Here is a 21,768-nt window from a genome sequence, read left to right on the forward strand (position 1 = left end):
CATCCCCAGGGGACTCCCCATGAACACCAGCCCCTCCGTGGTCGACGACGCCCAGCCATCGGCGGCCGACGCTCAGACCCCTCCCTCCGCCACGCTCGGCGGGGACAACAAACGGTCGATCGAGCAGATCACCCTTCTGCTGTTCATCGTGGTGCCGTTCGTGGCGCTGGTCGCCGCGGTACCGCTGGCCTGGGGCCGGGGCGTGAGCTGGCTCGATCTGGGCCTGCTCGTGGCGATGTACTTCATCGGCTGCCACGGCATCACGATCGGCTTTCACCGCTACTTCACCCATGGTTCCTTCAAGGCGAAGCGTCCGCTGCGCATCGCCCTGGCCGTCGCGGGTTCGCTGGCCGTGGAGGGTCCGGTGGTGCGCTGGGTGGCCGACCACCGCAAGCATCACCGCTTCTCCGACGCGGAGGGCGACCCGCACTCGCCGTGGCGTTTCGGCGAGACCCTCCCCGCCCTGATGAAGGGGCTGTGGTGGGCCCACATCGGCTGGATGTTCGACGAGGAGCAGACCCCGCAGCAGAAGTACGCGCCCGACCTGATCAAGGACCCGGCGATCCGCGCCGTCTCCCGTCACTTCCTCACCCTCACGATCGTGTCGCTGGCGCTCCCGCCGCTGGTCGGCGGTCTGGTGACGATGTCGTGGTGGGGCGCGGCGACCGCCTTCTTCTGGGGCTCTCTCGTCCGGGTGGCGCTGCTGCACCACGTCACCTGGTCGATCAACTCCATCTGCCACGCGGTCGGCAAGCGCCCCTTCAAGTCCCGTGACCGGTCCGGCAACGTGTGGTGGCTCGCGGTCCTGTCCTGCGGCGAGTCCTGGCACAACCTGCACCACGCGGACCCGACGAGCGCGCGGCACGGGGTGATGCGGGGGCAGATCGATTCGAGCGCCCGGCTGATCCGCTGGTTCGAGAAGCTGGGCTGGGCCTCCGACGCGCGCTGGCCCGACTCCGCCCGGATCGCCTCCCGCCGTATCGATGCCCGGCGCGACCCCGCGCGCGCCGACGCGGCATGATTGACGACGTGGCGACCGACGGCAGCACGAGCAGCGAGAAGAACCGTCCCTCCCCCACCCGGCGTACCCGCCGCGTGAGGATGACCGGCAAGGAACGCCGCGAACAACTGCTGGACATCGGCCGCACCCTCTTCGCCGACAAGGGCTTCGAGGGCACCTCGGTGGAGGAGATCGCGTCCCGCGCCGGTGTCTCCAAGCCGGTCGTCTACGAGCACTTCGGCGGCAAGGAGGGCCTGTACGCCGTCGTGGTCGACCGCGAGATGCGCCAGCTCCTCGACATGGTCACCGGGGCCCTGACCGCGGGCCATCCCCGCGAGCTCCTGGAGCAGGCCGCGTTCGCCCTGCTCGACTACATCGAGACGTACACGGACGGTTTCCGCATCCTGGTCCGCGACTCCCCCGTCGCCCAGTCGACCGGCACCTTCGCCTCCCTCATCAGCGACATCGCCACCCAGGTGGAGGACATCCTGGGCCTGGAGTTCAAGGCCCGCGGCTTCGACCCGAAGCTGGCCCCGCTCTACGCCCAGGCACTGGTCGGCATGGTCGCCCTGACCGGCCAGTGGTGGGTCAACGCCCGCAAGCCGAAGAAGGCGGAGGTCGCCGCCCATCTGGTGAACCTGGCCTGGCACGGCCTGGAGAACCTGGAGTCGAAGCCGCGGCTGATCGGGCACCGGAAGAGCTGAGCGACGGGCCGGTCACTCGTTGTGATGACGTCGCGGGAAGACGACCTCTACTGTGGTCGGTAGGGCCAAGAATCCCGTCCATGGGAGGAATCATGACCGCCGAGCCGATCGCCGGGCACAGCAGCCGCTGGCCGGTGCCGCCCCAGGACGGATACACGGTGGACGATCTGTTCACCTTGCCCGAACTCCCGCCGCACACTGAACTGCTCGACGGGAGCCTGGTTTTTGTGAGTCCGCAGCGGATTTTCCACAGCCGCATGATCGACCTGTTGGTGTACGGGCTGCGGAGCACCGCGCCACGCGAACTGAAGGCCGTACGGGAGATGACCGTGGTCCTCGATCGGCGCAACGGCCCCGAGCCAGACATTTCCGTCGTCCGCGCCGATGCCGTCACTGGGCCGGACCTGACCCGTTTCCAGGCCGAGGACGTCCTTCTCGCCGTCGAGGTCGTCTCCCCCGACTCCGAGGCCCGCGACCGCGGGGCCAAGCCGCAGAAGTACGCGGCGGCCGGCATCCCGAACTTCTGGCTGGTCGAGACGGCCGGCACCGACCAGCACCCGGTGGTGCGGGTCTATGAGCTGGACCCGGTCTCCAAGGCGTACGCGCTGACGGGCATCCACCACGACCGGCTGAAGACGGGCGTCCCCTTTCCGATCGACATCGACATCACCTCGTCCGCGCTCAACGATCTGTAACGCTCACCGGCTCCAGGAACTCCAGCCGGTTGCCCACCGGGTCGTGGCTGAAGAAGCGGCGGTGTCCCGGCAGGCCGTCGTCCCATCGCACCGGTGCACCATGTGCCTCAAGCCGGGCCGCGAATGCCTCGATGTCCGTGACGCGCAGGCCCGGGTGGGCCTTCCTCGCCGGGCGGAAATCGGGCTCGATGCCCAGATGGAGCTGGACCGGGCCGGCCCTGAACCAGCAGCCGCCGCGGGACGCGAGCGCCGGGGGCTTGGCGGTCTCCGTCATGCCGAGGACGTCGGCGTAGTAGGCGCGCAGGGCATCCTCGGAGCCCTCCGGGGCGGCCAGTTGGACGTGGTCGACGGCGGCGATCACCGGTTCACCCCGGGGGACTTTCGGGCCACGGCGAAGACGCGCCGGAACGGGAAGACCGTGCCGTGCGGGCCCGCGGGGTACGCGGCGCGCAGCAGGTCGCGGTATTCGGTGAGGAACGCCCCGCGCGCTTCGGGGTCGTCGGCCAGGGCGGTCAGGACGGGGCGCAGACCGGTGCCCTTCACCCAGTCGAGCACCGGGTCCTCGCCGTGCAGCAGATGCAGATACGTGGTCTCCCAGACGTCCGCGGTGATGCCGGGGGCCGTCAGCGCGTCGAGGTAGGCGGCGGGGGCGAGCACCGCGTCGGCGTGGCGCAGCTCGCCGCCCAGGCGGTCGCGCCAGCGCGGGGATTCCGCGAGCTCCCGCATCAGGGCGTGGCTGGGCTGGTCGAAGTTGCCGGGGACCTGGAAGGCGAACGTCCCGCCGGGGGTGATCGCGTCCAGCCAGCCGGGGAAGCGGGCGGTGTGGTCCGGGACCCACTGGAGCAGGGCGTTGGAGACGATCAGGTCGTACGGCTCGGCGGGGGTCCAGGTCGCGGCGTCGGCCTCGGCGAAGTCCAGGAGGGGGCCCGCGTACTCCCGGGCCCGCTCCAGCATCTGCGGGGAGTTGTCGTATCCGGTGATCCGGGCGTTCGGCCAGCGGTCGGCGAGGAGGAGGGTGACGTTTCCCGCTCCGCAGCCGAGGTCGGCGATGCGGGGCGCGGGGGCGGACGGGAGTCCGGGGATGCGGGCGAGGAGGTCGCGGAAGGGCCGGGTGCGGTGGTCGGCGTGGCGCAGGTACTGCTGCGGGTCCCAGGTGGGTGTGGTCATGGAAGAAGGATCAGTCAGAGGTATCTTGATGTCAAGACACTTGAATTCAAGAGACTTCATGTCGACAGACCCTCTACACTGATCCACATGGAGGACGAGGTCGACCGACTGGTTGCTGCCTGGCGCCGCGAGCGCCCCGACCTCGACGTGGAACCACTCGAGGTGCTCAGCCGCGTCTCCCGCCTGGCCCGCCACCTGGACCGGGCCCGCCGGATCGCCTTCTCGGAGCACAATCTGGAGCCGTGGGAGTTCGACGTACTGACCTCCCTGCGTCGCGCGGGCGCGCCCTACCAGCTCTCCCCCGGCCAGCTGCTGACCCAGACCCTGGTCACCTCGGGCACCATGACCAACCGCATCGACCGGCTGACCAAGAAGAACCTCGTCGAGCGGCTCCCCGATCCCAGCGACCGCCGCGGCGTGCTCGTCCGGCTCACCGCCGAGGGCCGCGACAAGGCCGACCAGTCGCTGGCCGGCCTACTCGCCCAGGAACGCGCCATCCTGGGCCGGCTCTCCACCCAGCAGCGCGCCCAACTGGCCGGACTGCTCCGCCAGTTGACCGCCCCGTTCGACAACATCCCCGGATAGGGTCTTTCGTTCGGATCAGGGGCTGACCGACCCCAGGAGCACCGGTTCCAGGTCGACAGGGCCGACGCCCGCGCGCCGGGCCAGCGCGACCGCGGCCAGGGTGGAGTGCACACCCAGCTTCCCCAGCACGTTCTGCATGTGTGTGCGGACCGTGTGCGGGGAGAGGAACAGCCGCTCCGCCACCGCCTTGCGGCCCAGCCCCGCCACCATGCAGCGCAGCACCTCGCGCTCGCGCGGGGTCAGCGACTCGACCAGCTGCTCGCTCTCGGTGCGGTGCTTGCGCGCCGCCGTCAGCTCCCGCAGCACGCCCGTGAGCAGGGCCGGGGGCAGATGCGTCTCGTCGCGCAGCACCCCCCGGACGACCGTGAGCAGCCGCTGCAGCGAGCAGTCCTTGGCGACCCAGCCCGAGGCCCCGGCCTGCAGCGCCAGCGCGGCGCGGGCCGGATCGTCCCTCTCGGCGAGCACCACCGTGCGCACGGAGGGCCGGCCCGCACGGACCGCGGCGACCAGCGAAATGCCGTCCACCGGGCCGTCCTCCCCGCTGCGGGGGGCCGGGACGGGTGTCCGGCGGCCTCGCGTCGCGGCCAGGATGCCCAGTTCGGCGTCGATCAGCATCACGTCGTAGCCGCGCCCCTCGGCGGCGGCCCGCTCCAGACACCGCAGCGCGGCGGGGCCACTGCCCGCCGCCGCCACGTCGACGTCCGGCTCGGCCGCGAGCGCCGCTGCGAGCGACTCGGCGAAAATACGGTGGTCATCCACCACGAGAACCCGGATACGAACCACAGACACCCCCATGCCGCCTCTGTTGCTGGGCCACCCCAGGCCCGCCGTAGGGACGGAACGGCGCGGGTACGGCCGCCCGGATCGGGGCGATGGACCGCAGTCCCACGGCCGCCGCCGTGTGTGCCGACTGCCACCCGCCCCGGGCGCCGTACCCGACTGTCTCGTACCCCTGAATCAGCACCGGCCCCCACCGGTGCTGTCCATCAGCGTACGGCCGGGCGGCCGGTGTGGAAGGCGATTCGCAGAACTGGCAGGGCCTGCTCCGCCAGGTGTGGTTCGTGTTCCGTCCTGGGACGGGAGTCACCGCCCACGGAGCCTCAGGCGAGGCGTCGGGCACCCGCCGACGGAACGGCGGGGAAGATCCGCGGTGCCGCGTACCCGGCGGAGGCGAACGCCTCCAGGACGGACTTGGCGACCGTGTCCGCCTGCGCCTCGTCCACCAGCACGATCGCCGAGCCGCCGAAGCCGCCGCCGGTCATCCGCGCACCGAGCGCCCCGGCCTCGCCCGCGGCCGACACCACCAGGTCCAGCTCCGGGCAGGAGACGCGCAGATCGTCGCGGAGCGAGGCATGCCCGGCGTCGAGGAGCGGACCGGCTCCCCGCACATCGCCGGCGTCGAGCAGCGCGATGACCCGCTCCACCCGCTCGTTGTCGCTGACCACATGGCGTACGTAGCGCACCACGGACTCGTCGGCACCGTTTCGCCCCAGGGTGCCCAGGGCCGCGCCGAGACCGTCGTACGGCAGCTCGCGCAGCGTGCGCAGGCCGAGCGCGGCGGCCCCCGCCTCGCAGCCGGCCCGCCGCTCCGCGTACGCGCCGTCGCCGAGCTCGTGCTTGACCCGGGTGTCGACGACCAGCAGCCGCAGCCCGTGGGCGGCCAGGTCGAAGGGGACCTGGCGCTGGGTGAGGTCGCGGGTGTCGAGGTACAGCGCGTGGCCCTCGGTGCAACAGGCGGAGGCCATCTGGTCCATGACCCCGCACGGCACGCCGACGAACGCGTTCTCGGCCCGCTGGCCGACGACCGCCAGTTCCTGGGCACAGAGCCCCAGTTCGAAGAGGTCGTTCAGCGCGAGCGCGGTGACGACTTCGAGCGCCGCGGAGGAGGAGAGCCCGGCGCCGGTGGGGACGGTGGAGGTCAGCTGGATGTCCGCCCCGGTGACCGGGTGACCGGCCTCGCGCAGCGCCCAGACGACACCGGCCGGGTACGCGGCCCAGCCGTGTCCCTGGTGCGGGGCCAGCTCGTCCACCCGGAGCCGGACGACTCCGCCGGGCACGTCGGCCGAGTGGAGCCGCAGCTCGCCGTCGGTGCGGCGGGCGACGGCGGCGCGCGCGGTGTGCGGCAGCGCGAGCGGCATCACGAAGCCGTCGTTGAAATCGGTGTACTCACCGATCAGGTTGACCCGGCCGGGCGCCGCCCAGACTCCCTCGGGGGCGCTCCCGTACAGCTCGGTGAAGGCGGCGGTCGGCTCACTGTCCTCGGTCATGGGGCGGTGGGCTCCTCTCGGCGGGCGAAAGTCCAGGCGTCGGAGACGATTCCGGTCAGGTCCGCGCGCGACGGCGTCCAGCCGAGCCGCTCCCTGGCGGTGGCGGCGGAGGCGACCAGCACCGCGGGGTCACCGGCGCGGCGCGGGGCCGCGGTCTCGGGGACGGGGTGGCCGGTGACCTCGCGGACGGTCTCGATGACCTCGCGGACCGAGAAGCCGTTGCCGTTGCCGAGGTTGCAGATCAGGTGCTCGCCGGCGGTGGCGGCGTCCAGGGCCAGCAGATGGGCCTCGGCGAGATCGGCGACATGGATGTAGTCGCGGACGCAGGTGCCGTCGGGGGTCGGGTAGTCGTCGCCGTAGACGGAGATCGACGCGCGCTGCCCGAGGGCGACCTGGAGGACCAGCGGGATGAGGTGCGACTCGGGGCTGTGCCGCTCCCCGCGACTGCCGTACGCGCCGGCCACGTTGAAGTAGCGCAGCGAGACCGCGGCCAGTCCGTGCGCGGCCGCCTCGCCGGTGATCATGTGGTCGACGGCGAGCTTGGTGGCGCCGTAGGGGTTGGTGGGCGCGGTCGCGTCGGACTCGGTGATGGGGGTGGTGACCGGTTCGCCGTAGGTCGCGGCGGTGGAGGAGAAGACCAGGGTCCGCACCCCGGCGTCCCGCATCGCGGCGAGCAGCGCGACGGAGCCCCCGACGTTGTTCACCCAGTACTTCTCCGGGTCCGCCACGGACTCGCCGACCTGTGAGTACGCGGCGAAGTGCAGTACCCCGTCGTAGGAGGCGTCCAGCCACTTCGCCGCGTCCTGGACGCGGCCCTCGATGAACTCGGCCCCGGCCGGGACGCCCTCCCGGAACCCGGTCGAGAGGTCGTCGAGGACGGTGACCGCGTGACCGGCCTCCAGCAGATGCTGGGCGACCACGCTGCCGACGTATCCCGCGCCACCTGTGACCAGGTACTTCTTCTGGGGCTTGCTCACTCGCTCGCTACCTCTCGCAGTCGCTGGGCCGCGGCCTCCGGCGGCACATCGTTGATGAACACGTTCATGCCGGATTCGGAACCCGCGAGGAACTTCAGCTTGCCGGAGGTGCGTCGGATGGTGAAAAGCTCCAGATGGAGTCCGAAGTCCTCCCGCCCGGGGACCCCGAACGGGGCTTGGTGCCAGGCCGAGATGTACGGGGTCGGCGGCTCGCCGGGGCCGAAGATCCGGTCGAATCGCCTCAAGAGTTCCAGATAGACCTGTGGGAATTCCATGCGCGCGGCCGCGTCGAGCTCCCGCAGGTCGGGGACGCGGCGGCGGGGGTGGAGATGGACCTCGTACGGCCAGTGCGCCGCGTACGGCACGAAGGCGATCCAGTGCTCGCCGTCGATGACGATCCGCGAGCCGTCCTTCTCCTCGCGGGCCACGACGTCGTCGAAGAGGTTGCGGCCGGTCGCGGCGCGGTGGTCCGCCATCGAGCGGAGCATCAGTTCGGTGCGCGGGGTGACGAAGGGGTACCCGTAGATCTGCCCGTGCGGATGGCCGAGCGTGACGCCGATCTCGGCGCCCCGGTTCTCGAAGCAGAACACCTGCTTGACCTGGCCGAGCTCGGCGAGATCGGCGGTGCGGTCGGTCCATGCCTCCAGGACCAGGGCGGCCCTGTCCTCGGTGAGGTCGGCGAACGACGCGTCGTGGTCGGAGGTGAAGCAGACGACCTCGCAGCGGCCGGAGTCACCGGCGAGCGAGGGGAAGCGGTTCTCGAACACGGCGACGTCGTAGTCCGCCTCGGGGATCTCGCTCATCCGGCCGTCCCGCGAGGGGCAGAGCGGGCACTCGTCGGTCGGCGGGTGGTAGATGCGGCCCTGGCGGTGCGAGGCGATGGCGACGCTGTCGCCGAGGAACGGGTCGCGGCGGATCTCCGACGAGGTGGAGACGGCGTCCAGGGGGCGCCGGTCGACGGCATCGTGCACGACGTCGTCACGACTGTCGTAGTAGAGCAGCTCCCGGCCGTCGGCGAGCGTCGTAACCGTCTTTTTCACCAGGTTCCTCCAAACATAACCAAACACAATGAACCACAACTCAACAGACGCGTCAATGAGTCGGCCCCGAACGATGCCCCTGCACCGCTTTCCAGCCCAGTACCGCATGGCAGAACAGCTTCACCGCGAGTCGGCCTCAGCAGCGAGGCCCGGTCAACGCCTCGCGTCACAACGGGCGTTCGGCTGTGCGCGTCGACATCCGGCGGATCATCGGCGGCCTCTTCGTGGTCTACGGCGTGATCGTCACCATCGCCGGGATCACCCCGTCCGACGCGGACCTGGAGAAGGCCCAGGGCGTCACACATCAACCTGTGGACCGGATCAACCTGTGGACCGGCCTGGCCATGCTGGTCCTCGGGCTGCTCTTCCTGGTCCGGCTCAAGCTGCGCCCGGCGCAGGCTCCGGCCGACGGACCGGACCCGGCCGACGGCTGACGCACCGCCCCGGCAGGGTCCCGACGACGTCACCCGATGTCGTCGGGCCCCTGTTCGCCGAACGGCACCGCCCGGTCCAGCAGCCCCGTGCGGGCCGCGAGCGCCGCGGCCTCCAGCCGGGAACCGACGCCCAGCTTCATCAGCACCCGCTGCACATGCGTACGCGCGGTGCTGGACGCGATCCGCATCCCGGCCGCGATCAGCCGGGTGTCCTGGCCCTCGGCGACCCGTACCAGGACCTCGACCTCCCGCGGGGTGAGCAGCCGCAGCAGCCGCTGGCCCTCGTCGTCCGGTGTCGCGGCCGGATTGAGCAGTTCGGCGAAGGCCCCCTGGAGCAGCTGCGGAGCCACCGCGGCCTCTCCGGCACGCGCCTTGACCATCGCCCGTTCGACGCCCTCCATCCGCTCGTCGTGCCGGACGTAGCCCGCCGCGCCCGCCGCGAAGGCCGCCGCGATCCCGCGCGGGCTGGGCACCGGCCCGAGCACCACCACGGCCACCTGCGGGCGCTCCCGCCGGATCCGTACGATCGGGTCGAAGGCGCCGGGTTCGGCGGGTGCCGCGGTGCCGAACAGGCAGACCTCCGGGGCCCTGCTCACCACCAGTTCCGCCGCCCCCGTGGTCGGCGCCGCCGCCGCGAGCACCCGGTGGCCCCGCAGCTTCAGCGCCGAGGCGAGCGCCTCGGCGAGCAGTCGGTGATCATCGACCACCATGAGCCGCACGCCCATCGAGTACACCCCCGTAGCACCGGCACCAGGCCCCCCGGCCCGTCCTGACCCGGCAAGCTACACGCTTGTTCGACGTTCTGGACCCGTTACCCGGCATAAGGCCCGCGGAGTGTCGGATTATGCGTCGTTCAGGGCCGCTCGACGGGCGGAAAACGATCGGCCCTGCCGGTCGAATGATCGACCGGCAGGGCCGGGGGTGCGGGTACCGCGCGAGGATCAGCCGGTGCCGAAGGCCACGGCCAGGTAGTCCTTGCCGCTCAAGGAGCTTCCGGTCGTCTTGCTGATCATCGTCTGGGATATGAACAGCCGGCCGGCGGAGTAGAGCATCTCGGAGTAGTCCGAGGAGAAGCTGCTCTCGGCTTCGCGGACGGACGCCGCGCCCGGGTTCTCCATCAGCACGGTCTGCTTGAAGGTGGAGCCGTCGATGGAGACGATCTGGCCGCCCTTGTCGTACGGGGGCGCCTTGTACGCGATGATGTTGCCGCCGTCCATGCGCAGCGGGAACATCGTGTAGCGGTCGCCCGCGTCGGCCCGGTCACTGGTCGGCTTGCCGGTGGTGAGGTCGAAGGAGACGATCTCGTTGGTGTCGCCGTACTCGCCGCCGCCCTCGTGGTCCTCGGTCGGCACGTAGATGCGGTTGTTGCCGACGGCCAGCTTCTGGCAGCTCTCGACCTCCGTGGACTGGCAGCGCGCGGCGTACTTCTCGCCGTCCGCCGCGATCCTGGTGAGCAGCTTGCCGGTGGAGGCGTCGATCGAGAAGAAGTCCGAGATGCCGCTGCCGTCGCCGGCGGTGTCGCCGACGTCGGCCGCGACGACCAGCGGCTTGGTGGAGACGATGCTCGCGTAGTCGACACCGGGCGGCATCTTGTACGAGGAGAGCGGGGCACCGGTGGTCGGGTTCAGTGCCTGGATGACCAGCTGCGGGTCGTCGTACGTGCCGCACTTGCGGACGACGGCGAGCGCCTCGCCACCGCCGTAGCCCGTGTCGTAGCAGCTGTCGGTGGAGACCTTGGGCTTCCAGCGCTCGGCGCCGGTGCCGAGGTCGAACGCCGCGCCGCCCTCGGTTCCGGCCGCGGCGACCGTGGTGCCGCTGAGCGTGATCTCGGCGAACCTGACCGGCGCGTCACCACTGGTGGCGCCGGTCACCGACTTGCTCCACATGAGCTTGCCGGTGTTCAGGTCGATCGCGCCGACCTGGTTGCACGGCTGGTACTTCTTGTCCTTGGTCGGCTTGCCCTCCTCGAAGAGGACGGCCGTCTTGAAGTCCTTGGACATGTGCCGGGAGGCGCCGCAGAGCTGGCCCGCCAGCGGGATGGACCACAGCTTGGTGCCCTTGGTCATGTCGTAGCCGACGATCTCGTTCAGGCCCGTCTTCACGTACGCCTTGTCGGTGAGCCACGAACCGTCGACCTTGGTGACGTCGGTGACCTTCGGCTCCGGCAGCTGGAAGGTGACCCTGGACTTGGGGTCCGCCGGTGCCTTCTCCGTACCGCCACCGCCGACGGTGCCGCCCTGTCGGGTGTCCTTGCCCTCGGAGGCGCCGCCGCTGGACTGGGACGCCTCTTCCTTCTTGCCGTCGTCGCCGCCGCCGGAGGCGAACCAGATGCCCGCGGCGACGATCAGGACCACGGCGACCGACGCGGCGACGACGATCTGCATCCGGGTGGTGAACTTCTTGCCCCCGTTGCCGTTCCCGCCACCGTTCTGGAGCGGCGGGTACTGCTGCTGCATCGGGGCGGTCGGGTAGCCGTAGCCCTGCTGCGGCGGCTGGCCGGGCGGCATTCCCTGCGGGAAGCCGTAGCCCTGCTGCGGCCGGCCGGGCACCGGCGCCTGCGGGTAGCCATAACCGGGCTGCGGGGGCTGACCCTGCGGATAGCCGTAGCCCGGCTGCGGGCCCTGCGGGTAGCCGTAACCGGGGCCCGGCTGCTGCGGCGGGCCCTGCGGGTAGCCGTAACCGGGGGGCGGCGGGGTCTGCGGGGCGCCGAATCCACCCGCGGGCGGGGTGGCCGGCTGCTTGCCGAACGGGTCGGCGGGCGGCGGTGTCGGTGCGCCGAATCCACCGGGCGGGGGGTCCTGCGGGGCGCCGAATCCGCCCTGGGGCGGCTCGTTGGGAGGCTGGGGCGGCTGCGTCATGGCGTACGTACCTCTGGGGAAAGGGAGTCGGTGGGTCGGGGCCGGCGGCGGTCGGGGGTGTTCCGGCCGCTGCCGGTCGTGAGCCGTCGGGCGCCGACGATCGGGTGCCGTCGAGGGCCTTCGTGAGCCGTCAGTTGCCGAAGGCCATGATGGTCTTCTTCTCCAGCTCTTCCTGGTCGTTCCGCGCGCTGACCCGTCCGCTCAGGATGAAGGAGCGGCCGTCCGCGTAGGCGATCTTCGTGTTGTAGAAGGAGTTCTCGATCTCGGACGTCGACACGGGGTGCTTCAGCAGCATCTGCACCGTGCCCCCGGTCGGTGCGAGGGTGGCGATCCCGCCGCCCTTGTTGTATCCGGCCAACACGTAGAGCAGTACGTTGCCGCCCTCCATGCGCAGCGGCTTCACCACGCGCCCGGCCGGGGCCGCGGCCTTCCACTTGGACCGACCGGTGTTCAGGTCGAACGCCACGACCTTGTTCGTGTCGGTGATGCCGCCGGAGTCCGGCGCGGTCGACATGTAGAAGGTGTTGGCGTCGGCGGCGACACCCGTGCAACCGTCCAGGGACTTGCCGAAGATGGCGAACGCGTTACCGCAGTCCGGCGCGAACTTGTCGCCCTTGTCGCTGACGACGCCGGACCGGAACGAGCCGTTCTCCTTGAGCGCGAGGATGCTCCACGACTTGTCCTTCTTCAGCGAGACCACCAGCGGGCTCACCGAGTAGACCCGGTCGATCTCCGATCCGCGCTTGATCCGGTACGTCCACCGGGGCTTCCCCGTGACCGGGTCGAGCTCCTGGATCTGATGCTGGGGATTGTTGACGTCATCGGTGCGGCAGCTGGAGGCGGCGATCAGCTTGGGTCCGCCCGCGAAGGCGAACGGCTGGCAGCTGCCCGGCTGGTTGCCGAACAGTTCCTCGCCGTCGCTGACCCGGAAGCCGTTGGAGTTGCCGGTGCGCCCGACCGCCACGGTGTCGCCGCTGATGGTGAGCGAGATGTCCGACATCATGTCCCAGATGCCGTTCTTCTTGATCGACTTCTTCCAGCCGGCCTTGCCGGTGTTGAGGTCGATCATCTGGAGGTCCGCGCAGTCCGCCTTTTCGGTGGTGCCGTTCTTGACCCCGATGACGATCTTTCCGTCGGTGGTGGGCTGCGAGGGCGCCGCACACAGGTCGGCGGGCAGCTTCAGCTTCCACACCAGCTTGCCGTCGGCCACCGAGTAGCCGGCGACGGTGCGGTACATGCCCTTGACGATCGTGTCGCCGACGACCCAGGGGCCGTAGACGTCCGAGCCGTTGCGCGGCAGGTCGACATCGTTCTTCTGCAGCCAGAGAACCTTCGCCTCGCCCTTCTGGCGCCCGGCGTTGAGGTCGTCATCGGTCTGGCGGCCGTCGCCGTTGCCCTCGTCGACGGAGGGCGAGCCGCTCGGCTTGAGGTCGTCGCTCTTCTGCACGACGGGCTTCTTGTCGTCGCCGCCCCCGCTCGTAGCGAGGTAGACGCCGGCGCCTATCAGCAGGAGCGCGGTGGCCGCGGCGCCGATCACCAGCGCGGGCTTGCGCTTGAAGAGGTTGCCACCGCCCGGACCACCGGGTCCGCCCGGACCGCCGGGAGCCGGTGCGCCGGGGTACTGCTGCTGCGGGTAGCCGTAACCGGGCTGCGTCGGCTGGCCGTACGGACCGGGCTGCTGGCCGTACGGACCGGGCTGCTGGCCGTACGGACCGGGCTGCTGGCCCGGTTGCTGGGGGTAGCCGTAACCGGGGGCCTGGCCCGGCGCCTGACCGGGCGTCTGCGGGTGGCCGTAGCCGGGCTGGGCGGGCGGCGGAGTCTGCGGCGCCGGCGGGGTCTGCGGCGGCTGAGGACTTCCCGGCGGCGGCTCCTGCGGTGCGCCGAATCCCCCCTGCGGCGGTTGCTGGTTGGGCGGCTGGGTCATCAGCACGTCCCCCTTCGTGCGGTCCGGTGCCCGTTCCGGTCTCCCCCGCGATTCCGCAGGGCTCGAAGGGGTCAAGGCCCCCTGAACTCCGCGGAAAGGAGCGAATCGGGCATGGATCCCGCAGTGTTACGACAGTCGAGCGGGGCTTCTTTGTACCACCCGCAACACCCCGCCCACCGGGGCGGTCCACCCCCTGTTCCCAAGGGAGAACCGGCCTGTGATGCCGCCGTTACGCCTCGGACCGTCAGTTGCCGAAGCCCACGATCGACTTCATCGACTTCTCCGCCTCGTCGTCGATCCCGCTGATCCTCGCGTGTACGAGGAAACTGCGCCCGTTCAGATAGGCGACCCGGGAAGCGAAGAAGTCCCTTTCGACCGCGGCGGCCGCCGCCGGGTGCCGCAGCACCATCTGCGGCGTACCACCCGTCGGCGGGAGGGACGCGATACCGCCGCCCTTGTTCTTCCCCGCCGACAGATACATCAGCAGCCTGCCGCCCTCGACCCGCATCGGCATCAGGGTCTGACCCGCCGGCGCCGCGGCCTTCCACTTGGTCCGCCCGGTGTTCAGGTCGAAGGCCACGACCTTGTTGGTGGGACGGCGAGCCGCCGGGTCGGGCTTCGTCGCCAGGTAGACCGCCCGGTCGTCGGCCGCCACGCCGAGGCAGTTGTCGAGACTCTTGCCGTCGGTGAGGAGGTCCTCGTCGCACTCCGTCACGTAGTCCTCGGTGCCACCGATCAGTTGGGAGCGGTAGGTGCCGTTCTCGTTGAGCACGAGGATGGCCCACTTGTCGTCCTGCTTCAGCGAGACGACCGGTGGGCTCGCCAAGTAGAACTGTGCGACCTGCCAGCCTTTCTTGACCTTGTACGTCCACTGGACCTTGCCGGTGACCGGGTCGATCCGCTGCACCTGCTGTTCCTTGTGGTCGTCGGCCGCCGTCTGACAGCTGGTGGCGGCGATCCCCTCGGGACCGCTCGCGAAGCCGAACGGCTGGCAGTTCCCCGGCAGTTTCCCGAAGAGCACCTTGCCGTCACTGACCCGGAAGGCATCCGTCCTGGTGGTGCGTCCCACGGTCACGGTGTCGCCGTTGATCGCCATCGCGACGTGGGAAAGCCCGTCCCAGAGGCCCTGGCGCTCGTAGGTCTTGTGCCAGCCGGCCTTGCCGGTCGTGAGGTCGACCATCTGGAGCGCGTCGCAGGACGCCCGATCCCCGTGGCCGGACTTGATCCCGAGGACGATCTTGCCGTCTGCGGTGGCCCGCGAGGGCGCCGCGCACAGATTCGACGGCATGCGAAGGCTCCACTTCTGGTGGCCGTCGGTGACCGAGTAACCGGAGAGCGTCTGGAACATGGCCTTGACGATGGTGTCGCCGACGATCCAGGGGCCGTAGACGTCCGAGCCGTTGCGCGGCAGATCGACGCCGCCCTCCTGGAGCCAGAGAACCTTCGCCTCGCCCGGCCCGCGCTCGGCGTTGAGCGCGTCGGCCTCCGCGCGGAGGTCACGCGCGGCCGGACTCGGCTTCCCGGCCTTGCCGCCGCCCCGGTCGCCGGTGGGGCCCGGTCCGGGATCGGTGCTCGCCTTCGCCGTGGGCTTCGACTCGTCACCGCCGCTCCCGGCGAACCGGATGCCACCGCCGGCCAGCAGCACCACCGCGAGCACGCCAGTGATGACCGCCCCGCGCCGACCCCGGAAGAACCCTCCACCGCCGGGCTCCGGCTGTGGCTGCGGGCCGAACCCGGGCTGCGGCTGCGGCGGTTGGCCGTAGGAGCCGGGCTGCGGGGGCGCGTTGTACGGTCCCGGCTGCGGAGGCGCGCCGTACGGACCGGGCTGCGGAACGCCGTACGGGCCCGGTTGTGCGGGCGCGCCATACGGCCCTGCCGCCTGACCGGGCGCGCCGTACGGGCCCGGGGCCTGGCCAGGCGGCGGCGCGGAGCCGTACCCGGGTGGTGGCGGGGGCGGCTGAACCGGCGCCGGCGGCGGATCGTACGGAGCCCCGAAACCCCCCTGCGGCGGTTGCTGGCCGGGCGGCTGGGGCATCAGCACGTCCCCCTTCGTGCGGACCGGTCCGGCACCTACACCTGCGCCGGGCGAGCTTTCTTTCTATCACCCGCCCCACAGGCCACTCCGGTCACACCGGTCACACCGAAAGCGCCTCAGCGATCAGGCGTCCTCGGCCAGTTCCAGCCAGCGCATCTCCAACTCGTCGCGTTCCGCGACCAGTTCACGCAGCTCCGCGTCCAGCTTCGCCACCTTCTCGAAGTCCGTGGCGTGCTCCGCGATCTGCGCATGCAGCGCGGTCTCCCGGGTCGAGATCTTGTCGAGCTGCCGTTCCACCTTCTGGAGTTCCTTCTTCGCCGCACGTGCGGCCTGCGGGGAGACGGCCGTGGTCGGCGCGGCCTTCTCCTTGGCCGCAGCGGGTGCGGCGGAGGGGGTCGCCGCCTCCTCCATCCGCTGCCTGCGCTCCAGGTACTCGTCGATCCCGCGCGGCAGCATCCGCAGTGCGCGGTCGCCGAGCAGCGCCATCACCCGGTCCGTGGTGCGCTCGATGAAGAACCGGTCGTGGGAGATCACGATCATCGATCCGGGCCAGCCGTCGAGGAGGTCCTCCAGCTGGGTCAGGGTCTCGATGTCCAGGTCGTTGGTGGGCTCGTCGAGGAAGAGGACGTTCGGCTCGTCCATCAGCAGGCGCAGGATCTGGAGCCTGCGCCGCTCACCGCCGGAGAGGTCGCCCACCGGGGTCCACTGCTTCTCCTTCGAGAAGCCGAACTGCTCGCAGAGCTGCCCCGCGGTCATCTCCCGGCCCTTGCCCAGGTCGACCCGGTCCCGTACCTGCTGCACCGCTTCCAGCACCCGCAGGTTCGGGTCGAGCTCGTGGACCTCCTGGGAGAGGTAGGCCAGCTTGACGGTCTTGCCGACGACGATGTTCCCGGCGGCGGGCTGCGCCTCGCCCTCGGTACGGGACGCCTCGGCGAGGGCCCGCAGCAGCGAGGTCTTGCCCGCGCCGTTGACCCCGACCAGACCGATCCGGTCACCGGGGCCGAGCTGCCAGGTGAGGTGGGTGAGCAGTGTCTTGGGACCCGCCTGGACGGTCACGTCCTCCAGGTCGAAGACGGTCTTGCCGAGCCGCGCGTTGGCGAACTTCATCAGCTCGCTGGTGTCGCGCGGCGGCGGCACGTCGGCGATCAGTTCGTTGGCCGCCTCGATGCGGTAGCGCGGCTTGGAGGTTCGGGCGGGGGCGCCGCGGCGCAGCCAGGCCAGCTCCTTGCGCATCAGGTTCTGCCGCTTGGACTCCTCGGTCGCGGCGATCCGCTCCCGCTCGGCCCGTGCGAAGACGTAGTCGCTGTAGCCGCCCTCGTACTCGTGGACCGAGCCGCGCTGGACGTCCCACATGCGCGTGCAGACCTGGTCGAGGAACCACCGGTCGTGGGTGACGCAGACGAGCGCCGAGCGGCGTACCCGCAGGTGGCCGGCCAGCCAGGAGATGCCCTCGACGTCGAGATGGTTGGTCGGCTCGTCGAGGACGATCAGGTCCTGCTCGGCGATGAGCAGCTTGGCCAGCGCGATCCGGCGCCGCTCGCCGCCGGAGAGCGGCGCGATGACGGTGTCCAGGCCGTGCTCGAAGCCCGGCAGGGCCAGCCCGCCGAAGAGTCCGGTGAGCACGTCACGGATCTCGGCGCTGCCCGCCCACTCGTGGTCGGCGAGGTCGCCGATCACCTCGTGGCGGATGGTCGCCTCCGGGTCCAGCGAGTCGTGCTGGGTGAGCACGCCGAGGCGCAGCCCGCCGCTGTGGGTGACCCGGCCGCTGTCCGCCTCCTCCAGCCTGGCGAGCATCCGGATGAGGGTCGTCTTGCCGTCGCCGTTGCGGCCCACGACACCGATCCGGTCCCCCTCGGACACCCCAAGGGACACACCGTCGAGCAGGGCACGGGTGCCGTACACCTTGCTGACCTGCTCGACATTGATCAGATTGACGGCCATTTCGCTCCTGCTCCCGGGGGGTCGATCGGCTTCCCAGGGTACGGGGCCCGAGGGCGGGATTCCGCTGGCGGCCTGCCTTCCACCCGCCTCATGCGTACGCTTTCCTGTACGTACGGCTTCCTACGAAGGCATCGGCAAACCGGAGCCCCTGCGGCATGATTTCCATGGGTTCTCGTCCCGCAGGATCAGCGAGGAACGCCAACTCATCTACCGCGTGATCGAGGACGAGGTACGTAGCGTCTCGTGCCGCTGCTACTACGGCCGCTGAATCGTCGCGCCCGGCGCCGGGGACACCGCGGCCCGTGCGTTCCGGCAGGTCCCCGAGGTGATCAGCGCCTCGGCCACCTTCCGTGCCGACTCCTCGTCCGCCACCAGGAACGCGGTGGTCGGCCCGGAGCCCGAGACCAGCGCGGCCAGGGCGCCGGCCGCGGTGCCCGCGGCGAGGGTGTCGGCCAGCGAGGGGCGCAGCGAGAGCGCGGCGGGCTGGAGGTCGTTGCTCAGGGCGCCCGCGAGCGCGGTGGTGTCACCGGACCGCAGCGCGTCCAGGAGCGCGGTTGACGCGGCGGGGTCCGGGACGTCCGTACCGGCCGTGAGCCGGTCGAACTCGCCGTAGACGGCCGGGGTGGAGAGCCCGCCGTCGGCGACCGCGAAGACCCAGTGGAAGGTGCCGCCGACGTCGATCGGGGTCAGCCGCTCACCGCGTCCGACCCCGAGGGCCGCGCCGCCGACCAGGCTGAACGGGACGTCGCTGCCCAGCTCCGCGCAGATGTCGAGCAGCTCCTGCCGCGTGGCGCCGGTGGACCAGAGGGTGTCGCAGGCCAGCAGGGCCGCCGCGCCGTCGGCGCTGCCGCCCGCCATGCCGCCCGCGACGGGGATGTCCTTGGCGATGTGGATGTGCACATCGGGTGCGATGCCGTGCCGCTCGGCCAGTGCGATCGCGGCGCGGGCGGCGAGGTTCGTCGCGTCCAGCGGGACCTTCGCGGCGTCCGGGCCGGAGCACGTGACGCGCAGCTCGTCGGCGGGGGTGACGGTGACCTCGTCGTACAGGCCGACGGCGAGGAAGACATTGGCCAGGTCGTGGAAGCCGTCGGGGCGCGGGGCGCCGACCGCGAGCTGGACGTTGACCTTGGCGGGTACGCGGACGGTGACGCTCACTCACCACTCCCTGAGGGCTGGTTGTCGTCGGTCCCGGCGGTCGGGGCGGGCTTGTTCTCGGCGATGGCGGCGAACTCCTCGACCGTCAGGGACTCACCGCGGGCCTGCGGCGAGATCCCGGCCGCGACCAGGGCCGCCTCGGCGGCGGGGGCGGAGCCCGCCCAGCCGGCCAGGGCCGCCCGCAGGGTCTTGCGGCGCTGGGCGAAGGCCGCGTCGACGACCGCGAAGACCTCGGTCCTGCTCGCGCTCGTCGTGACCGGCTCGGTGCGCCGGACCAGCGACACCAGGCCGGAGTCGACGTTCGGGGCGGGCCAGAAGACGTTGCGGCCGATGGATCCGGCCCGCTTGACGTCCGCGTACCAGTTGGCCTTCACCGACGGCACGCCGTAGACCTTGTTGCCCGGCCTGGCGGCCAGCCGGTCCGCGACCTCCGCCTGGACCATGACGAGGGTCCGCTCGATGGACGGGAACCGCTCCAGCATGGTCAGCAGCACCGGCACGGCGACGTTGTACGGAAGGTTCGCGACCAGCGCGGTCGGCGCCGGGCCCGGCAGCTCTCGGACCAGCATCGCGTCGGAGTGCACCAGGGCGAACCGGTCGGCGCGCCCCGGCATCCGGGCGGCGACCGTGGCCGGCAGCGCGCCCGCCAGCACGTCGTCGATCTCGACGGCGACGACCCGGTCCGCCGCCTCCAGCAGCGCCAGGGTCAGCGAGCCGAGCCCCGGACCGACCTCGACGACGACATCGTCCGGGCGGACCTCCGCCGTCCGCACGATCCTGCGGACCGTGTTGGCGTCGATGACGAAGTTCTGACCGCGTTGCTTGGTCGGGCGTACGCCCAGCTCGGCCGCCAGCTCGCGGATGTCTGCGGGGCCCAGGAGGGCGTCGGGCTCAGTGGTGCTCACCCGGTAAGCCTACGGCCGCGGTGCGGCCCGGGGCTCGCCCCCGTCGCGTGAGAGGCCTCTCGCCGACGGGCGCGCCCGGCCACCCGGGCGTGCCACGGCCTGCCCGCCCCGTCACAGGTGCGCCCTCGGCTACCTCCGCGTCCGGACCACGACCTCGTCGCCGTCGCCGAGTGCGCTGCCGGGGGCGGGCGTGACGGTGTCGCGGCCGGCGAGCGCGACGTCCTGGTCGGCGAGGAGTTCACCGACGTCGCCCGCGAAGGTGTGCAGGGTGCGGGGGCTGCCGTCGATGTCGAGCGTCACCGCCTTGTCGCAGACCACGAACGCCGCGGTGCCACCGGCCAGGAACGCCAGGACGAGGGCCTGGGGGACGAGGCGGCGCAGGTTCTCGGGCCGGAGGGGGTGCTTGCGGTGGGAGGCCCGGCGCCCGGCCGCCCGGCCGCCGGTGGCGCGGGGGACGGCAGGCCGGGCAGGCGGGACGCGCGGGCCGACGAGCGTCGGGGCGTGGAGCACCCGCGCGGCGAGCGTCAGCCGCTCATGGAGCGGCACGGGTTTGGGGACGGCGGACGACACCGTACGCCCTCTGCCACGTGCCGCACGGTGGCTGCCCTTGGAACTGCTCACGACGCTCCCGAGGATCCGATCGGCCGGTCGCCGAATGGCGCCCGGGACGATAGCGGAGCATCGGTCACTCTTCAAAACGGTGCGACCACGCACCGTCATCGACCCGTGTGGTCAGTAGTCGAAGGCGCGAGCGGTGTTGTCGAAGACGGCTGACGCCAGGGTGTCCTCGTGCACGCCCTTCACCGCTGCCATGGCACGCAGGGTGACCGGAATGAGATAGGGCGCGTTGGGCCGTCCCCGGTACGGGGCGGGGGTCAGGAACGGTGCGTCCGTCTCGACCAGGACCAGCTCCATCGGCGCGACGGCCAGCGCGTCGCGCAGCGGCTGGGCGTTCTTGAAGGTGACATTGCCCGCGAAGGACATGAAGTACCCGGCGTCCGCGCAGATCCGGGCCATGTCGGCGTCGCCGGAGTAGCAGTGAAAGACGGTCCGCTCGGGGGCGCCCGCGTCGGCGAGGACGCGCAGCACGTCCGCGTGCGCTTCACGGTCGTGGATGACCAGCGCCTTGCCGTGCCGCTTGGCGATCTCGATATGGGCCCGGAAGGACTCCTCCTGCGCGGCCATGCCTTCGGGGCCCGTGCGGAAGTGGTCGAGCCCGGTCTCGCCGACACCGCGTACGTGGTCGAGCGCGGCCAGTGCGTCGATCTCCGCGAGTGCCTCGTGCAGCGCCGCTTCTCCGCCCGCTTCCCGCGCCCCCTGCCGCGACCGGCCCTCGGGGTCGCCGTGCACGATGCGCGGCGCCTCATTGGGGTGGAGGGCGACCGCCGCGTGCACGTTCGCGTGCGCGGCGGCGGTCTCGGCGGCCCACCGCGAACCGGCCACGTCGCAGCCCACCTGGATCACGGTGGTCACATTGACCGCCGCGGCCCTGGCCAGGCCCTCCTCGACGGTCGCGTCCTGCATGTCCAGGTGGGTGTGCGAATCGGCGACCGGCACCCGGAGGGGTTCGGGCAACGGCGGGGCTTCGGTACGGCTCATGAGGACGATCGTACGAGGACCGCGCCGGGCACCCCGCCCGCGGTGGGGGCCGGACGCCCTACTTGCGGTGGAAGGGGTGCAGCAGGTCGGACAGGTGCCAGTGGTGCCCGGCGCCGACGGTCGCGGCCTCGCCCTCCGGAGCGTCGACGCCCTTGCCCGCCGACCGCCTCGGCTGGGGGTCGCGGAGCAGCTTCTGGACGGTCGAGACCCGGCCGGACCGCATGATCCGGACCACGTGTCCGCCGCAGTTCGTGCAGGTCGGCGTGGAAAGGGGTGAGGGCACCCGTACCCCGTCCGCCTTGTATATGACGAAGCCGTTGTTGGAGCCGTCGACGTGGTGCTCTATCTCGAAGGCCTGCTCCCAGCCATGTCCGCACCTCATGCAGGCGAATGCGTACGCCTCGTGCACCGTGGTCGCTGCGATCTCGCTCATGTCCGCTCCTTCTGTCCGCCGGACGAACACTCCGGGGAGTGTGTCCCCG

The 21,768-nt window shown here is 71.3% G+C and carries 21 protein-coding genes and 1 pseudogene; 6 read left to right on the top strand and 16 right to left on the bottom strand.

What is annotated here, in order from left to right; translation table 11 throughout:
- Positions 1-19 precede the first annotated feature (19 nt).
- The 3 genes from ABZ826_RS06620 (at position 20) to ABZ826_RS06630 (ending at position 2,399) form a co-directional block, all read left to right on the top strand.
- Complete coding sequence (locus ABZ826_RS06620) at positions 20-1,021, top strand: fatty acid desaturase (RefSeq protein WP_361443214.1); 1,002 nt, start codon at positions 20-22, stop codon at positions 1,019-1,021.
- Positions 1,018-1,704 carry a TetR/AcrR family transcriptional regulator gene (locus ABZ826_RS06625; protein ID WP_361443217.1) on the top strand — a complete coding sequence of 229 codons (687 nt, stop codon included), beginning with the start codon at positions 1,018-1,020 and terminating at the stop codon, positions 1,702-1,704. Before ABZ826_RS06620 ends, ABZ826_RS06625 begins: the two co-directional genes overlap by 4 nt.
- A gap of 92 nt (positions 1,705-1,796) precedes the next feature.
- Entirely contained in the window at positions 1,797-2,399 is a 603-nt protein-coding gene (locus tag ABZ826_RS06630) for a Uma2 family endonuclease (RefSeq protein ID WP_361443786.1), read from the top strand.
- On the opposite strand, the gene ABZ826_RS06635 is transcribed toward ABZ826_RS06630, so the two are convergent.
- Both ABZ826_RS06635 and ABZ826_RS06640 read right to left on the bottom strand, forming a co-directional pair.
- Complete coding sequence (locus ABZ826_RS06635) at positions 2,386-2,760, bottom strand: VOC family protein (RefSeq protein WP_361443220.1); 375 nt, start codon at positions 2,758-2,760, stop codon at positions 2,386-2,388. The genes ABZ826_RS06630 and ABZ826_RS06635 overlap by 14 nt on opposite strands.
- Positions 2,757-3,566, bottom strand: a complete 810-nt coding sequence (locus ABZ826_RS06640) for a trans-aconitate 2-methyltransferase (RefSeq protein WP_361443223.1) — start codon at positions 3,564-3,566, stop codon at positions 2,757-2,759. Before ABZ826_RS06640 ends, ABZ826_RS06635 begins: the two co-directional genes overlap by 4 nt.
- A gap of 87 nt (positions 3,567-3,653) precedes the next feature.
- On the opposite strand from ABZ826_RS06640, the gene ABZ826_RS06645 reads away from it, so the two are divergent.
- Complete coding sequence (locus tag ABZ826_RS06645) at positions 3,654-4,151, top strand: MarR family transcriptional regulator (protein ID WP_361443226.1); 498 nt, start codon at positions 3,654-3,656, stop codon at positions 4,149-4,151.
- Between the two features lie 15 nt (positions 4,152-4,166).
- On the opposite strand, the gene ABZ826_RS06650 is transcribed toward ABZ826_RS06645, so the two are convergent.
- The 4 genes from ABZ826_RS06650 to galT form a co-directional block, all read right to left on the bottom strand.
- A complete protein-coding gene (locus ABZ826_RS06650) occupies positions 4,167-4,946 on the bottom strand; it encodes a response regulator transcription factor (protein WP_361443229.1) in 780 nt (259 codons plus the stop codon).
- A gap of 305 nt (positions 4,947-5,251) precedes the next feature.
- Positions 5,252-6,418 carry a galactokinase gene (gene galK / locus ABZ826_RS06655; protein ID WP_361443232.1) on the bottom strand — a complete coding sequence of 389 codons (1,167 nt, stop codon included), beginning with the start codon at positions 6,416-6,418 and terminating at the stop codon, positions 5,252-5,254.
- The gene (gene galE, locus ABZ826_RS06660; RefSeq protein ID WP_361443235.1) at positions 6,415-7,395 is read right to left on the bottom strand and encodes a UDP-glucose 4-epimerase GalE; all 981 of its coding nucleotides are present in this window, start codon (positions 7,393-7,395) and stop codon (positions 6,415-6,417) included. The genes galK and galE overlap by 4 nt, the downstream gene beginning before the upstream one ends.
- Positions 7,392-8,435 (bottom strand): galactose-1-phosphate uridylyltransferase, encoded by a 1,044-nt coding sequence (galT, locus tag ABZ826_RS06665; RefSeq protein ID WP_361443238.1) that lies wholly within the window; start codon positions 8,433-8,435, stop codon positions 7,392-7,394. The genes galE and galT overlap by 4 nt, the downstream gene beginning before the upstream one ends.
- A gap of 185 nt (positions 8,436-8,620) precedes the next feature.
- On the opposite strand from galT, the gene ABZ826_RS06670 reads away from it, so the two are divergent.
- The gene (locus ABZ826_RS06670; protein WP_361443241.1) at positions 8,621-8,869 is read left to right on the top strand and encodes a hypothetical protein; all 249 of its coding nucleotides are present in this window, start codon (positions 8,621-8,623) and stop codon (positions 8,867-8,869) included.
- 29 nt (positions 8,870-8,898) lie between these two features.
- On the opposite strand, the gene ABZ826_RS06675 is transcribed toward ABZ826_RS06670, so the two are convergent.
- The 5 genes from ABZ826_RS06675 to ABZ826_RS06695 all read right to left on the bottom strand — a co-directional run bounded on the left by ABZ826_RS06675 (position 8,899) and on the right by ABZ826_RS06695 (position 17,627).
- Positions 8,899-9,594 carry a LuxR C-terminal-related transcriptional regulator gene (locus tag ABZ826_RS06675; protein ID WP_361443244.1) on the bottom strand — a complete coding sequence of 232 codons (696 nt, stop codon included), beginning with the start codon at positions 9,592-9,594 and terminating at the stop codon, positions 8,899-8,901.
- A 216-nt stretch (positions 9,595-9,810) separates the two neighbouring features.
- On the bottom strand, positions 9,811-11,727 hold the full coding sequence (locus ABZ826_RS06680; protein ID WP_361443247.1) for a PQQ-binding-like beta-propeller repeat protein: 1,917 nt from the start codon (positions 11,725-11,727) through the stop codon (positions 9,811-9,813).
- A 130-nt stretch (positions 11,728-11,857) separates the two neighbouring features.
- Positions 11,858-13,651, bottom strand: a complete 1,794-nt coding sequence (locus tag ABZ826_RS06685; RefSeq protein ID WP_361443250.1) for a PQQ-binding-like beta-propeller repeat protein — start codon at positions 13,649-13,651, stop codon at positions 11,858-11,860.
- A 244-nt stretch (positions 13,652-13,895) separates the two neighbouring features.
- Positions 13,896-15,308 (bottom strand): PQQ-binding-like beta-propeller repeat protein, encoded by a 1,413-nt coding sequence (locus tag ABZ826_RS06690; RefSeq protein ID WP_361443253.1) that lies wholly within the window; start codon positions 15,306-15,308, stop codon positions 13,896-13,898.
- Positions 15,309-15,809: 501 nt separating this feature from the next.
- On the bottom strand, positions 15,810-17,627 hold the full coding sequence (locus ABZ826_RS06695) for an ABC-F family ATP-binding cassette domain-containing protein (RefSeq protein WP_361443256.1): 1,818 nt from the start codon (positions 17,625-17,627) through the stop codon (positions 15,810-15,812).
- Between ABZ826_RS06695 and ABZ826_RS06700 the strand changes: the two genes are divergently transcribed.
- Positions 17,578-17,895 carry a type II toxin-antitoxin system YoeB family toxin gene (locus ABZ826_RS06700; RefSeq protein ID WP_361443259.1) on the top strand — a complete coding sequence of 106 codons (318 nt, stop codon included), beginning with the start codon at positions 17,578-17,580 and terminating at the stop codon, positions 17,893-17,895. The genes ABZ826_RS06695 and ABZ826_RS06700 overlap by 50 nt on opposite strands.
- On the opposite strand, the gene ABZ826_RS06705 is transcribed toward ABZ826_RS06700, so the two are convergent.
- The 5 genes and pseudogenes from ABZ826_RS06705 to ABZ826_RS06725 form a co-directional block, all read right to left on the bottom strand.
- Entirely contained in the window at positions 17,883-18,782 is a 900-nt protein-coding gene (locus ABZ826_RS06705) for a 4-(cytidine 5'-diphospho)-2-C-methyl-D-erythritol kinase (RefSeq protein WP_361443262.1), read from the bottom strand. The genes ABZ826_RS06700 and ABZ826_RS06705 overlap by 13 nt on opposite strands.
- Positions 18,779-19,687, bottom strand: a complete 909-nt coding sequence (gene rsmA / locus ABZ826_RS06710; RefSeq protein WP_361443265.1) for a 16S rRNA (adenine(1518)-N(6)/adenine(1519)-N(6))-dimethyltransferase RsmA — start codon at positions 19,685-19,687, stop codon at positions 18,779-18,781. Before rsmA ends, ABZ826_RS06705 begins: the two co-directional genes overlap by 4 nt.
- A gap of 144 nt (positions 19,688-19,831) precedes the next feature.
- Positions 19,832-20,197, bottom strand: a pseudogene (locus tag ABZ826_RS06715) (ubiquitin-like domain-containing protein); the annotation flags it as partial.
- A gap of 222 nt (positions 20,198-20,419) precedes the next feature.
- Positions 20,420-21,286, bottom strand: coding sequence for a TatD family hydrolase (locus tag ABZ826_RS06720; protein WP_361443268.1), 867 nt, complete (start codon positions 21,284-21,286; stop codon positions 20,420-20,422).
- A gap of 58 nt (positions 21,287-21,344) precedes the next feature.
- Positions 21,345-21,719, bottom strand: coding sequence for a hypothetical protein (locus ABZ826_RS06725; RefSeq protein WP_361443271.1), 375 nt, complete (start codon positions 21,717-21,719; stop codon positions 21,345-21,347).
- Positions 21,720-21,768 lie beyond the last annotated feature (49 nt).

The organism is Streptomyces sp. NPDC047515 (assembly GCF_040643055.1).
Classification (GTDB): domain Bacteria; phylum Actinomycetota; class Actinomycetes; order Streptomycetales; family Streptomycetaceae; genus Streptomyces.